This is a genomic window from Bradyrhizobium sp. (genome assembly GCF_035309285.1).
Taxonomy (GTDB): Bacteria; Pseudomonadota; Alphaproteobacteria; order Rhizobiales; family Xanthobacteraceae; genus Bradyrhizobium.
Window position 1 is genome coordinate 19,557 of sequence record NZ_DATGFH010000034.1, and the last position, 14,160, is coordinate 33,716.

Below are 14,160 nucleotides of genomic sequence, written 5' to 3' on the forward strand. Positions count from 1 at the left end.
CGACGCAAATCTACCTTTGGGTGATATGCGACTTTCGTACAGTGTCATGCCTTTGTCGCGTTTTCGCCTGTCCCCATCCGTGTTAAGCCCCGCGGCCGAAAGCGCCTTCGTTGTGCTGCAGACATGCGTCGCGGAAAGAGGGTCAGCCGAGCAACGTGGGGACACGCCCCGAGCCAAGGAGATGCGTTAGATGAAGCGTCGTGATTTTTTGAAGGTTTCCGCAACCGGGGCCGCAGCGGCTGCGGTCGCCGCGCCGGCGATTGCGCAGTCGTCGCCGGAAATCAAATGGCGCATGACGTCGAGCTTCCCGAAGTCACTTGATACGATCTACGGCGGCTCGGAGATCTTCGCCAAATACGTCTCCGACATGACCGACGGAAAATTCCAGATCCAGATCTTTGCCGCCGGCGAAATCGTGCCGGGTCTGCAGGCGCTGGACGCCACTTCGAACGGCACCGTGGAGATGAGCCACACGGTGTCGTACTACTATGTCGGCAAGGACCCGACCTTTGCGATCTACGCCTCGGTGCCGTTCGGCCTCAACGCGCGCATGCAGAACTCGTGGTGGTACCAGGGCGGCGGCCAGGAGCTCGGCAACGAGTTCTTCAAGAAGTTTTCCGTGATCGGCTTCCCCTGCGGCAACACCGGCACGCAGATGGGTGGCTGGTTCCGCAAGGAGATCAAGACCGTTGCCGATCTCTCCGGCTTGAAATTCCGCATCGGCGGCATCGCGGGCCAGGTGCTGCAAAAGGTCGGCGTGGTGCCGCAGCAGCTCGCCGGCGGCGACATCTATCCGGCGCTGGAGAAGGGCACCATCGACGGCGCCGAATGGGTTGGCCCCTATGACGACGAGAAGCTCGGCTTTCAGAAGGTCGCGAAATTCTACTACTACCCGGGCTTCTGGGAAGGCGGCCCGACCGTGCACGCTTACTGCAACATCGACAAATGGAATTCGCTGCCGAAGAACTATCAGGCGATCGTCAACGCAGCAGCCTCCTATGCCAATACCTGGATGGCGGCGCGCTATGACATGCAGAATCCGTCGGCGCTGAAGCGGCTGGTCGCCGGCGGCACCCAGCTTCGTCCCTTCACCAACGAGGTGCTGGAAGCCTGCCTGAAGGCGACAAACGAATTATGGGCGGAGATCTCGGCCAAGAACGCCGACTTCAAGAAGTCGATCGACGCAATGCAGGCCTACCGCTCCGACGAATATCTGTGGTGGCAGGTTGCCGAATATACCTTCGACAGCTTCATGATCCGCTCGCGCACTCGCGGTTGATCCCGACCATCGGAAAGCGCCCCGGCAAGCCTTAAGTCGAAGCCCGGCCTCTCGGCGAGGTCGGGCTTTTTTGCGCGTGCAGGGATGGAAATTGGAACCCGATTGTTCCATGCTGGCGACAAGCCTCGTCAAAAAGGCCGCTAAACGCAATCTCACCAAGGGGGTATTCATGAGACGTCGAGACTTCATCAAGGTCAGCGGGCTGGCCGCGGCAGGCGCCGCCAGCATCGCAGCGCCGGCGATTGCCCAAAGTATGCCCGAGCTCAAATGGCGCATGACGGCGAGCTGGCCCAAGTCGCTGGATACGCTGTATGGCGGCGCCGACATCATGGCGAAGGCAGTCGCAGAGGCCACCGACAACAAATTCCAGATCCAGCTTTTCGCCGCCGGCGAAATCGTTCCCGGCCTGCAGGTGCTCGATGCCGTGCAGAACGGCACTGTCGAGATGGGGCATACCGCGTCGTACTATTACTTCGGCAAGGATCCAACCTTCGCCTTCGGTTCGTGCGTGCCGTTCGGGCCGAACATGCGACTGAATCAGGGCTGGTACGTGCTTGGCGGCGGCCGGGAAGTGCTCAACGAGTTCTACAAAAGCTACAATGTGATCTCTTTGCTCGCGGGCAATACCGGCGCTCAGATGGGCGGCTGGTTCCGCAAGGAGATAAAGACCGTCGACGATCTGAAGGGCCTGAAATTCCGCATCGGCGGCTTTGCTGGAAGAGTCATGCAGAAGCTCGGCGCCGTGCCGCAGCAGCTTGCCGGCGGCGACATCTATCCGGCGCTGGAAAAGGGCACGATCGACGGTGCGGAATGGGTTGGTCCCTATGACGACGAGAAGCTGGGCTTCTACAAGGTGGCACCGCACTACTACACACCCGGCTGGTGGGAGGGCGGCCCGATCCTGCTCGCCATGGTCAACCTGGATAAATGGAACGCGCTGCCCAAGCACTATCAGAACGTGCTCATCCAGGCCGGCCATCTCTCCAACAACTGGATGATGGCACGCTACGATCAGGCCAATCCGACGGCGTTGAAGCGGCTGCTGGCCAACGGGACCAAGCTGCACGCCTTCTCGCCGGCGATCATGGAGGCTTCGTTCAAGGCCGCGATGGAACTGCATCGCGAAGTGTCGGCGAGCAATGCCAACTTCAAGAAGGTCTACGAGTCGCTGATGTCGTTCGCGAACGACGGCTATCAATGGTACCGGGTGGCCGAACTCACCTTCGACAGCTTCATGACGGGGCACACGCTCAGCCTGAGTTGATCTCACAGGGCCCGAAAGCCAAGGAAAAACCCCCGGGCGCGCCAAGGGCCCGGGGGTTTACTTTGCTTCGCGACGTGCCCGCGCTACTGCTTCGGCGGGCCGAAATCCAGCGGCGGCAGCTCGATCTGCGGCACCTCGATCTTGACCTTGTTGAGGTCGACATTGACGGGCTTGTCGAGTAGGCCCGTCACCGTCCAGGGGAAGGCGATCACGAGCAGCACCATCATCGCCTGCAGCCCGATCCAGGGCATGGCGCCCCAATAGATGTCGGAGCTCTTCACTTCCTTCGGCGCCACGCCGCGCAGGTAGAACAGCGCAAATCCGAACGGCGGATGCAGGAACGAGGTCTGCATGTTGACGCAGAGCATGACGCCGAACCAGATCAGCGCCGGGCCGTCGCCCACCACCGGCCCCAGGATCTTCTGCGCGATCGGTGCGATCATCGGCAGGATGATGAAGGCGATCTCGAAGAAGTCGAGGAAGAACGCCACGAAGAAGATGAAGACGTTGATGAAGAGCAGGAAGCCCCAGGCGCCGCCGGGCAGCGACGTCAGGAGGTGTTCGAGCCACTCGCCGCCGTTGACGCCAAGGAACACAACAGAGAAGCAGGTCGAGCCGATCAGGATGAAGGTGACCATGCAGGTGATGCGCATGGTGGTCTGATAGCCCTGCTTGATCAAATCGCGCAGGTCGGGAATGCGCGCGGCCTCGATGCAGATCCAGGCGACCGCCAGATAGGTGATGGCGAAGGCGAGCTTGAAGACGAGATTGGCCTCAGTGTAGAGCATCGCCACGATCGTGCCGATGCCGGCCGCGATTACGCCGATGATCAAGAACTTGCTGCCCGCGGAGGAGAAATCCTTGTGATGGATCGCGGCCAGCACGATGGCGCCGACCGCGCCCATGGCGCCGGCTTCGGTCGGCGTCGCGAGCCCCATCATCATGGTGCCGAGCACGACGAAGATCAGAACGGCGGAGGGGATGATGCCCATCAGGCACTTCTTCCACAGCGCCCAGCCGGTCAGCGTGCGCGCTTCCTTCGGCACCGGCGGTACATGGTTCGGCTTGAAGACGCCAAGCACGAAGGTGTAGCCGGCGAACAGCAGGATCTGGAAGACCGACGGTCCCCAGGCGCCGAGATACATGTCGCCGACCGATTTGCCGAGCTGGTCGGCGAGCACGATCAGCACCAGCGACGGCGGCACGAGCTGGGTGATGGTGCCGGAGGCCGCCAGCACGCCGGTGATGTAGCGCATGTTGTAACCGTAGCGGATCATCACCGGCATCGAGATCAGCGCCATGGCGATCACCTGCGCCGCCACCGTTCCGGTGATGGCGCCGAGGATGAAGCCGACGATGATGACGGAATAGCCGAGGCCGCCGCGGATCGGGCCGAACAACTGGCCCATCGAATCGAGCATGTCCTCGGCAAGCCCGCACCGCTCCAGCACGGAGCCCATGAAGGTGAAGAAGGGGATCGCGAGCAACAGCTCGTTGGAAAGCACGCTGCCGAACACGCGGCCCGGGATCGCCTGCAGGAAGTTCAGGTCGAAGAAGCCGAGGTGGATCGCGAGAAAGCCGAAGGAGAGCCCGACCGCAGCCAGCGTGAACGCCACGGGAAAGCCGATCAGCATCGCCAGAACCAGGCCGCCGAACATCAGGGGCGGCATCATCTCCAGCGTGATCATTGCGTCGGCCTCTCGTATTTCGCGTCGATGGTGACGGTGCCCTGCAGCGCCGCGGCACGCTTGATCACCTCGGAGACGCCTTGCAGCGCCAGCATGACGAAGCCGGAGGGGATCACGAACTTGATCGGCCAGCGGATCAGGCCGCCGGCGTTGCCCGACATTTCGCCGACCGAGTAGGACTGCATGAAGAAGGGCCAGGACAGATAGGAGAGCAGGAGACAGGCCGGAATCAGGAAGAACAGCGTGCCGATCAGGTCGAGCCAGAGCTGGCCGCGCTCGGAGAGGAACAGATAGAAGATCTCGACCCGCACATGCTCGTTGCGCTTGAAGGTATAGGAGGAGCCGAACATCACCACGACGGCGAACATGTACCACTGCAGTTCCAGCCAGCCGTTGGACGAGTAGTCGAAGGCGTAGCGGATCATCGCGTTGCCGGCGCTGACCAGGCAGGACAGCAAGATGAGCAGATTACAGATGTAGCCGATCTTTTCGTTGAGCTGGTCGATGGCCGTACTGAGAGCCAACAATGGACGCATCATGTTCTCCGCGGCGTCGCCGTTGCCGGGCGCGCCGATTAGCTTCACCAGGACATTGCTTCGCCGTCGCGCGACAAACGCATGCGGTCGCGGCTCGTCATCAGGAGCGATTGCAAGGCTAGTCCTCCCCAGGCTTTTGCCGTCTTGGCTGCGCGGAAAGCGCGCAGCGGCCCATCCGGCCGCGCAGGCATCAAAAGCCGGGGCGCACCATTTCAGCGCGCTTTGGCGCCGTCAATCGGAAAATCGACAGATTGACGGAGGTTCAAGCCGTTGGAGCGCCTTGGTGAATTCGTCGCATCCGGGAATATACGGGACGAAGCGGTTTTAGCCCCCGGTGACGCTCATGTGCCGGCTGACGCTTGGGCGGTTGTGGCGGCGATCGATGATGAAGTCGTGGCCCTTGGGCTTGAGGCCAATGGCGCGGTCGATCGCGGCGGCGAGCAGTTCGTCGCTTGGGGAGGCGCGCAGCGGCTTGCGCAAATCGGAGGCATCTTCCTGGCCGAGGCAGGTGTGCAGCGTACCCGTGCAGGTGATGCGCACGCGGTTGCAGGACTCGCAGAAATTATGCGTCATCGGTGTGATGAAGCCGAGCTTGCCGCCGGTCTCGGCGACGCGGACATAGCGCGCCGGCCCGCCGGTGCTCTCGTCGAGATCGGTGAGGGTGAACTGCTTGGCGAGCCGCGCACGCACGAGCGACAACGGCACATACTGGTCGATGCGGCCTGCACCGATCTCGCCCATCGGCATCACCTCGATCAGCGTGAGCGCCATGCCGTGGCCATGCGCCCACTGCATCAGCGCGGGAATTTCCTCCTCGTTGAGGTTCTTCAGCGCCACCGCGTTGATCTTCACCGCAAGACCGGCCTTGCGCGCGGCTTCGATGCCGGAGAGCACCTTGTCGAGCTCGCCCCAGCGGGTGATGGCGCGGAATTTCGCCGCATCCAGCGTATCGAGCGAGACGTTGATGCGCCGCATGCCGCAATCGGCGAGCTCCTGCGCAAAGCGCGCAAGCTGGGTGCCGTTGGTCGTCATGGTCAATTCACTGAGCGCGCCGGTCGCAAGGTGCCGCGACAGCGAGCGCACCAGCGACATGAGGTTGCGGCGCACCAGGGGCTCGCCGCCGGTGAGCCGCAGCTTCTTCACCCCCTTGGCGATGAAGGCCGCGCAGAGCCGGTCAAGCTCTTCCAGCGTGAGCAGGTCGACCTTGGGCAGGAAGGTCATGTCTTCCGACATGCAGTAGAAGCAGCGCAGATCGCAGCGATCGGTCACCGAAACCCGCAAGTAGCTGATGGTCCGCCCGAATGGATCGGTCATCGGTCGGTGCAGCGAAGGAAGGGGACCCGGTCCGTTCATGCGAAAGCCTTGCGCAAAGCCGTAGATGGAGCCACCACACGCCGGGCGCGGCGGCCGTCACAATGTAAGCATGACGGGGTCGTGCGACAATCCGCAAAGGTTCCCCGGAAGGCGGCTTTTCGGCCTGGTGCGGCGCGCCGGCTTACTGCTTCGGCGCGTTCGGGTCCGGGAACGGCGATTGAGCCGCCGGCGCGGTCGAGGCCGCCGCAGGCTTCGGCTTCTTCACGCGTTTCGCCTTCATGCCTTTGTGTCGCGCCGGGACGGCAGGCTGCAGTTCCACAAACACCGGATTGGGATCGGTCACCGTGGTGGCGGGGTTGGAGAAGTCCCCGGGATTGCGGACGACCGACACCTGGACGGTCGCCGGCTGGAACTTGTTCAGCGCATAGGAGACGGAGAAATTGTTGCTGTCAGGGGCCGGCACGGAGACGGAGCAGGGCGTCTTGCAGCCCGGTCCCAATGACGTCGTGGCCTCAGCGCCGGGCGGCTGCGATTCAAGCTGCACCTGGACCGAGGGCGGCGTGGATTTGAAATAGTCGCCGAGTGAGAATGACGAGCAGCCGCCAAGGCTTGCGCCCGCTATGGCAATTACAATGACTCGACGCATGCTGAAGTCCGCCAACTCACCCTGTGGCCATACGGCCACGTTCCCCTCGCCGACATTAGGAGCCTGATGCCCCCCAGGCAACCATCCGCCGGCACATCGTTAATTAATGGTTAACGGCCGCGAGGGTACATTAAACCATCAACATTTCAACAGCTTATACCGAGAGAAAGCGCGAGTTGAGTTCCCCCACGGCGGCCGGCAGATCGCGCATGTGATTGATCAGCAGGTCTGGCTTGAGCTCGGCAATCGGCACGTCCGTGTAGCCAAAACTGACGCCGATCACGGGAACGCCGGCACGGCGCGCGACACCGATGTCGGTGCCGGCATCACCCACCATGATGGTCGACGACAATGTGCCGCCGGCGCGCGCCACCGTCTGTTTCAGGATCGCGGGATCGGGCTTGGCCACGCCAAACGTGTCGGCGCCGCAGATCGCGGCAAAGCGGCCGCTCAATCCCAATTCGTCAAGCAGGCGCTTCGACAGAAATTCCAGCTTGTTGGTGCAAACCGCGAGCCGGCAGCCATTTTCGGTGAGATCGTCGAGCGCGCGCTCGAGCCCCTCGAACGGGCGCGAGGTGACCGCGATGTGGGAGGCGTAGTAATCGATGAAATCCGTGGTCAAGCGGTCGATCTCCTTGACCGTCATGACGCGGCCCTCGGATTCAAGCCCGCGTTCGATCAGCTTGCGCGCGCCGGCGCCGATCAGGTTGCGCGCCGATTGCAGCGGCATCGGCGGCAGGCCTTCACGCTCGAGCACGAAATTGAGTGCGCTGATGAGGTCGGGCGCCGTATCGACCAGCGTGCCGTCGAGATCGAAGACGATGGTGGGGGATTGTGTCATGGTGCAGCGCTATCGGTCCCGGCGTGATCATGCAAGGTCGGCGCGTTGGACATCGGTGGAAACTCAAAACGGTGCGGGAGGAATTTCATGCGGGAGCTCAGGGGCAAGGCGGCATTCATCACCGGCGGGGCTTCCGGCATCGGGCTTGCCATGGGCAGGGCGTTCGCCGAATGCGGCATGAAGGTGATGCTCGCCGACATCGAGCAGGGCGCGTTGGACCGGGCATGCAGGGATTTGAGTGGATTGGGCGCTGACGTGCGCGGCGTCGCCTGCGACGTTGCCGATCCCGACAGCGTCGATCGCGCCGCAGAGGCGACGTTTGCGGCCTTCGGCAACGTGCATGTCCTCTGCAACAATGCCGGCGTCGCCTCCGGCGGCGGTATCGACACGATCTCGATCGACAATTGGCGCTGGGTGGTCGATGTCAACCTGATGGGCGTGGTGTACGGCATCCGCTCATTCCTGCCGCATATGCGCGCGCACGGCGAAGGCGGCCACATCGTCAACACCGCCTCTATGGCCGGTATGATCAACGGCATGGGTTTCAGCCCCTATGCCGCGACCAAGTTCGCGGTGGTCTCGATGTCGGAGGGACTTGCGCTGCAGCTTCAGCCGCACGGCATTGGCGTCAGCGTGCTCTGCCCGGCCTATGTGCGCACCAGGATCGGCGAGAGCGGGCGCAATCGCACGGAGCGCTACGGCAAGGCCCAGCGGCTCGACCCGAACAGTCCGGCCGCCGCGCTCGTCGCCGAGGTGGCCCGGCTGATCGAAGCCGGCCTCGATCCGGCCGAGGTGGCAAAGCGCGTTCTCGCCGCGATCCGGGAGGACCAGCTTTACATCTTCACCCACCCAAACATGCGCGAATGGACCGACGGGCGCTTTGCTGCGATCCAGGCCGCCATGGACGGCGTGACGGCGCCTTAGCCAAAAAGGTACGGGAACGGACCGATTTCCGGCTGTTCCCAGCCGTCAAACGAGGCTAGAACCCCGCCCAAATCGTTCCGGGGTGGGCTCTCACGTGACCATGGAAGCGCTGAAACGGCAGGCGGCGGCGCGCGCGCTGGAAGAGGTACGCGACGGCATGCGGCTGGGCCTGGGCACCGGTTCGACCGCGAAGCACTTCGTCGAGCTTCTGGGCGAGAAGGTACGCGCCGGACTCAAGGTCGTAGGCGTGCCGACCTCGGAGGCGACCCGCGCGCAAGCGGAAAGCTGCGGCATCGCGCTGACCACGCTCGACGATATCGACCGGCTTGACCTCACCATCGACGGCGCTGATGAGATCGACCCCGCGCTCAACCTGATCAAGGGCGGCGGCGGCGCGCTGCTTCGGGAAAAGATCGTGGCCGCCGCCTCGGACCGCATGATTGTCATCGCCGATGACAGCAAATGGGTCGAAGTTCTGGGACGGTTCCCGCTGCCGGTCGAGGTGATCCCCTTCGGGCTGGCCGCGACCCGGCGCGGCATAGCCAAAGCCTTTGCGGAATGCGGCGTTTCCGGCGAAATGGTGCTCCGCAAGCGGCGGGACGGCCACGTTTTTGTCACTGATGGCGGCCACTGGATTATCGACGCCCATTTGGGACGCATCGGTGATGCGGTGCGCCTGGCGGGCCTGCTTTGCGCGATACCGGGCGTCGTCGAGCATGGGCTGTTCACGAAGCTGGCGAGTGTGGCCGTACTGGCGGGCGGGCAAGGAATTCGCGTTGTCGAGCGGCAGTAACGCCGTAAATCCAAGGAGAAGCGGAATGAAGAGCGTTTTCGGAATCCTGCCGGCTGCAGGTCTTGCGGTGGGACTGGCATTGGCATCGTTGCCGGCCAACGGACAGCAACCGCAGGCCCCGATCCCAGGGTTGAAGCCGGCCACGCCCGCCTGCGTGGCTGCGGCCAAGGAGATCCTGCAGATGAAGCATGCCGGCGCCATGTACGCCAACGCCGTTCCCAACATCGTGCATCAGACGAAGGATCAAATCCTCTCGACCAACCTCAACTATCAGAAGGACCTCAATGAGGTTGAGGTGATTGTCGCCAAGAAGCTTGCCGGCCGTGAACAGGAAATCGGCGAAGGCATGGCGCAAATCTATTGCAACATGTTCACCGAGCAGGAGCTGAAGGATCTTGTAGTCTTCTACAAGTCGCCGCTCGGCCAGAAACTGCTGACCGCCGAACCCCAGGCAATCCAGACCAGCATGAACTATATGACGAACTGGGCGCAGAATTTTGCCACCATCGTCAACGGCGAATTCCGCGCCGAAATGCGCAAGCGGGGCAAGCAGATCTGACCGCACGTTGCAGTGAAGGTCGAGGTGAAAGATGGCTGAGTTCGACGTCGACCTGTTTGTGATCGGAGGCGGTTCGGGTGGCGTGCGCGCCGCCCGCATTGCGGCCGGTCATGGCGCCCGCGTCATGATCGCCGAAGAGTACCGGATGGGCGGCACCTGCGTGATCCGCGGCTGCGTGCCGAAAAAGCTGTTCGTGCTCGGCTCCCACGTCCATCAGGAGATCGAGGACGCTGCGGGCTTCGGCTGGACCATTCCCACTTCGACCTTCGACTGGCCGACATTGATCGCCAACAAGGACAAGGAAATCGCTCGCCTCGAAGCGGCCTACACCGCCAATGTCGAGAAATCGGGCGCCGAGGTGTTGAAGACCCGGGCGGTGCTGAAGGATGCACACACCGTTCGTCTCGCCGACGGCAAGACCGTGAGGGCGCGCACCATCCTGATCGCGACCGGCGGGGCGCCGAACCACGGCCCCGTCATTCCCGGCATCGAGCATGTGATTTCCTCGAACGAGGCGTTTCATTTGCCCGAACTGCCGAAGCGCATCGTGATCCAGGGCGGCGGCTATATCGCGCTGGAATTTGCCTGCATTTTCGCGGGCTACGGCTCCGATGTGACGGTGATCTATCGCGGCGACAACATCCTGCGCGGCTTCGACGACGACGTCCGCAGCCACGTGCGCACCGAGATGGAAAAAGCGGGCATCACCATCCTGACCGGCTGCACCGTCACCAGGGTCGACAAGCACGGCAAGGATTTCACCTCGCATCTCTCGAGCGGATCGAGCCTCGCCTCCGACCAGGTGATGTTTGCGATCGGCCGCCATCCCAATGTCGCCAATCTCGGCCTGGAAACAGCCGGCGTCGCCATCAATCCGCATAATGGCGGGATCGCGGTCGATGCCTGGTCGAGAAGCTCGGTGGCGAACATCTATGCGATCGGCGACGTCACGCACCGTTTCAACCTGACGCCGGTCGCGATCCGCGAGGGCCATGCCTTTGCCGACACCGTGTTCGGCAAGCGGCCGGTTCAGGTCGACCATGCCAGCATCCCGACCGCGGTGTTCTCGCAGCCCGAAGTCGGCACGGTGGGGCTGACGGAGGCCCAGGCCCGCGCCCAGTTCAGTCACGTCGATATCTACAAGACGACGTTCCGGCCGATCAAAGCCACCATGTCCGGCCGCGACACGCGCGTCCTGATGAAGCTCGTGGTCGATGGCGTGAGCGACCGCGTGCTCGGCTGCCACATCGTCGGGGACGCCGCCGCCGAGACCATCCAGGCGGTCGCCATCGCCGTGAAGATGAAGGCGACCAAGGCTGATTTCGACGCGACCATCGCCTTGCATCCGACCGCGGCCGAGGAACTCGTGACCATGCGCACGCCCACCGCGCGACATGTGCGCGAGGCAGCGGCGGAGTAGGGGTGCCGGCGTCTTCGCGAAGTTGTGTTGTCGCCGACTTGCGTCCAGGCGTCGTCGTCGCGTGTAAAATTGCGTCGTGCAATCATCGCCAAATATGTGACTACTGACGATTGAGTTTGTCTTGATGACAAACTCAACGCTCAGGACTAGCCTCCCTCAAAATCAAAACGCACGGGAGGATGGCATGCAAGACGCAACTGTTGCAGCACGTGCTTCTGACACGGCAAGCAGCGCAACAACGCAAGTTGTCGACGTCGCGGTCGTAGGCGCCGGCTTTGCCGGCCTCTATCTCCTGCATCGCCTGCGCAAGGCCGGTTTTTCGGCAGTCGTGCTGGAGGAGGCCGGTGATGTCGGCGGCACCTGGTACTGGAACCGCTATCCCGGCGCGCGCTGCGACATCCAGACCATCGACTACGGCTACACCTTCGATCCGGAGCTGGACAAGGCATGGACGTGGTCGGAGAAATACGCAACCCAGCCCGAAATCCTGCGCTATCTCGGCTTCGTCGCCGACCGTCATGATCTGAGGCGCGACATTCGCTTCGGCACCAAGGTGAAGGCCGCGAATTGGGATGAGGCGAACGAGCGCTGGCAGCTTGCGACCGACAACGGCGCTGGCGTGTCCTGCCGTCATTATATCATGGCGACCGGTTGTCTATCGGCGCCGAAGCCGCCGGAGATCGATGGCGTCAAGGATTTCAAGGGCGAGGTCTATTTCACCGGCCGCTGGCCGCATGACGGCGTCGACCTCAAGGGCAAGCGCGTCGCCGTGATCGGCACGGGCTCCTCGGGCATCCAGTCGATTCCGATGATCGCCCAAGAGGCAGCGCAACTCACGGTGTTCCAGCGCACGCCGAACTTTGCGCTTCCCGCGCATAACGGTGTTCAGCCGGCCGATCGCAAGACCTACTTCGAAGGTGACCGCGCCGCCTATCGCGAGCAGGCGCGCTGGTCGATGGCCGGCGTGCCGTATCCGCAGCAGACGGCGGTGAGCTGGCAATTGAGCGATGCCGAGCGCCGCGAGCGGTTCGAGACGGCGTGGGCGGCTGGCGATCTCGTCCACATCCTGACCCAGCTCTGGGCCGATCAGGGTGTCGACGTCGATGGCAACCGGCTCGTCGCCGATCTCATTCGCGAAAAGATCCGCGCTGTTGTGAAGGATCCGGAGATCGCGGCGGCGCTGACCCCGCACGACCATCCGTTCGGCGCCAAGCGTCCCTGTCTCGATACCAACTACTACGCGACCTATAACCGCCCCAACGTCACTTTGGTGAACTTGCGGCAGGAGCCGATCAAGGCGATCACCGCCAAAGGCATCACCACGGACAAGCGCAGCTTCGACGTCGATGTCATCGTGTTCGCGACCGGCTTCGACGCCATGACCGGCGCCATCATGGCCGTGCATCCGATCACGGGCCGCGCCGGCAAATCGCTCGGTAACGTCTGGGCGGGCGGCCCGAAGTCTTATCTCGGCGTCACGGTGGCCGGCTTCCCCAACCTGTTCATGATCACGGGACCCGGCAGCCCCTCGGTGCTGTCGAACATGGCGGTCTCGATCGAGCAGCATGCCGACTGGGTCGTCGACCGCCTGATCGCGATGCGCGATGCGGGATTTACGACCGTGGAGGCGACCGAAGCGGCGCAGGACGGCTGGGCGCAGCATATGGCCGACTGCTCGATGCTCACGCTGCATCGGCTGGCCAACACCTGGTACACCGGCGCCAATGTGCCGGGGAAGGCGTGGGGCGTGATGCCTTATACCGGCGGCGTCGGGCCTTATCGCAGCATCTGCAACGAGGTCGTCGCCCGCGGCATGCTCGGCTTCCGCCTCACCGGTCCCAACGTTGCCGAGCAATGCAATGACGGCGAGGTGGTGCGGCTGCAGCCGGACGTGCGGCTGGTGTTGAACATGCTCGCCGAGATGAACCTGCCGCCGATCGAGACGATGGGCGCACAGGGCGCGCGCGACTTCGTCAACGAGTTCAACAAGGGCCGGCCGGCGGGAAGGCCGGTCGGCGAGGTCGGCGACGGCTTGCTTCAGGGCGCCGACGGTCCGTTGCCCTACAAGCTCTATCGGCCGGCGACGCCGGGGCCGCATCCGATCGTGGTGTATTTCCACGGCGGCGGCTGGGTGCTGGGCGATGAGCAGTCCGACGATCCCTTCTGCCGCGATATGTGCCGCCGCACCGGCATGATCGTCGTCAGCGTCGGCTACCGTCATGCGCCGGAGCATCGCTTCCCGGCGGCGGCGGAAGATGGCTACGCGGCGACGCGCTGGATCGCCGAGCATGCGAGCGAGCTCGGCGGCAGGCCTGGACCGGTGCTGGTTGCGGGCTGGAGCGCCGGCGGCAACATCGCGGCCGTGACGTGTCAGCTCGCGCGCGATCGCGGCGGGCCGCAGATCGCGGGCCAGTTGCTGGTGAGCCCGGTCACCGATTGCACCTTCGACCGGCCGTCCTATGTCGACAATGCGACCGGCTACTTCCTGACGCGCGGGCTGATGTACTGGTTCTGGGACATCTATTGCTCGCCCGCCGACCGCACCGATCCGCGTGTCTCGCCGCTGCGCGGCAAGCTCGAAGGCCTGCCTCCCGCGTTCGTGGTCACCTCTGAGTTCGATCCGCTGCGCGACGAGGGCATCGCCTATGCCGAGGCGCTCGCGAAGGCGGGCGTTGCGGTCGAGCAGCTTCAGGCGCGCGGCCATTTCCACTCGTCCTTCACCATGGTCGACGTGGTCATCACCGGCGTCAGCGGCCGTGTGAAGATGGCGCAAGCCTTGCGCGGCTTCGCCGGGCTGCCGAAAGAGCAGGGCGAGGCGCCAAGGCCGATCGAGGTCAACGTCGCCGCGAAGTAGCGCTGATTTCGCGCAAGCGAGCGGTCGGCCGCCCGATCGCTC

Annotated in this window: 12 protein-coding genes; 7 read left to right on the forward strand and 5 right to left on the reverse strand. The window is 63.5% G+C overall.

Annotation, left to right across the window (positions count from 1 at the left end; genetic code table 11):
- The first annotated feature begins 190 nt into the window (after positions 1-190).
- Positions 191-1,279, forward strand: a complete 1,089-nt coding sequence (locus tag VKR55_RS07590) for a TRAP transporter substrate-binding protein (protein WP_324401374.1) — start codon at positions 191-193, stop codon at positions 1,277-1,279.
- Between the two features lie 169 nt (positions 1,280-1,448).
- Positions 1,449-2,543 carry a TRAP transporter substrate-binding protein gene (locus VKR55_RS07595; RefSeq protein ID WP_324401376.1) on the forward strand — a complete coding sequence of 365 codons (1,095 nt, stop codon included), beginning with the start codon at positions 1,449-1,451 and terminating at the stop codon, positions 2,541-2,543.
- A gap of 83 nt (positions 2,544-2,626) precedes the next feature.
- Here the strand turns inward: VKR55_RS07595 and VKR55_RS07600 are convergent, their stop codons facing one another.
- From VKR55_RS07600 to VKR55_RS07620, 5 genes are all read right to left on the reverse strand, one after another.
- A complete protein-coding gene (locus VKR55_RS07600) occupies positions 2,627-4,231 on the reverse strand; it encodes a TRAP transporter large permease (RefSeq protein WP_324401378.1) in 1,605 nt (534 codons plus the stop codon).
- A complete protein-coding gene (locus VKR55_RS07605; protein ID WP_324401452.1) occupies positions 4,228-4,767 on the reverse strand; it encodes a TRAP transporter small permease subunit in 540 nt (179 codons plus the stop codon). The genes VKR55_RS07600 and VKR55_RS07605 overlap by 4 nt, the downstream gene beginning before the upstream one ends.
- A gap of 324 nt (positions 4,768-5,091) precedes the next feature.
- Positions 5,092-6,120 carry a GTP 3',8-cyclase MoaA gene (gene moaA, locus VKR55_RS07610; protein WP_324401380.1) on the reverse strand — a complete coding sequence of 343 codons (1,029 nt, stop codon included), beginning with the start codon at positions 6,118-6,120 and terminating at the stop codon, positions 5,092-5,094.
- A 142-nt stretch (positions 6,121-6,262) separates the two neighbouring features.
- Positions 6,263-6,727 (reverse strand): hypothetical protein, encoded by a 465-nt coding sequence (locus VKR55_RS07615; protein WP_324401382.1) that lies wholly within the window; start codon positions 6,725-6,727, stop codon positions 6,263-6,265.
- A gap of 154 nt (positions 6,728-6,881) precedes the next feature.
- Entirely contained in the window at positions 6,882-7,568 is a 687-nt protein-coding gene (locus VKR55_RS07620) for an HAD-IA family hydrolase (protein WP_324401384.1), read from the reverse strand.
- An 87-nt stretch (positions 7,569-7,655) separates the two neighbouring features.
- Here VKR55_RS07620 and VKR55_RS07625 point away from each other — a divergent pair, with 87 nt between their 5' ends.
- From VKR55_RS07625 to VKR55_RS07645, 5 genes are all read left to right on the forward strand, one after another.
- Positions 7,656-8,492 carry an SDR family NAD(P)-dependent oxidoreductase gene (locus VKR55_RS07625; protein ID WP_324401387.1) on the forward strand — a complete coding sequence of 279 codons (837 nt, stop codon included), beginning with the start codon at positions 7,656-7,658 and terminating at the stop codon, positions 8,490-8,492.
- A gap of 94 nt (positions 8,493-8,586) precedes the next feature.
- On the forward strand, positions 8,587-9,285 hold the full coding sequence (gene rpiA, locus VKR55_RS07630; RefSeq protein WP_324401390.1) for a ribose-5-phosphate isomerase RpiA: 699 nt from the start codon (positions 8,587-8,589) through the stop codon (positions 9,283-9,285).
- A 25-nt stretch (positions 9,286-9,310) separates the two neighbouring features.
- Positions 9,311-9,844, forward strand: coding sequence for a DUF2059 domain-containing protein (locus VKR55_RS07635; RefSeq protein ID WP_324401392.1), 534 nt, complete (start codon positions 9,311-9,313; stop codon positions 9,842-9,844).
- A 31-nt stretch (positions 9,845-9,875) separates the two neighbouring features.
- Positions 9,876-11,264, forward strand: coding sequence for a glutathione-disulfide reductase (gene gor / locus VKR55_RS07640; RefSeq protein ID WP_324401394.1), 1,389 nt, complete (start codon positions 9,876-9,878; stop codon positions 11,262-11,264).
- A 184-nt stretch (positions 11,265-11,448) separates the two neighbouring features.
- On the forward strand, positions 11,449-14,118 hold the full coding sequence (locus tag VKR55_RS07645) for a flavin-containing monooxygenase (RefSeq protein ID WP_324401396.1): 2,670 nt from the start codon (positions 11,449-11,451) through the stop codon (positions 14,116-14,118).
- Positions 14,119-14,160 lie beyond the last annotated feature (42 nt).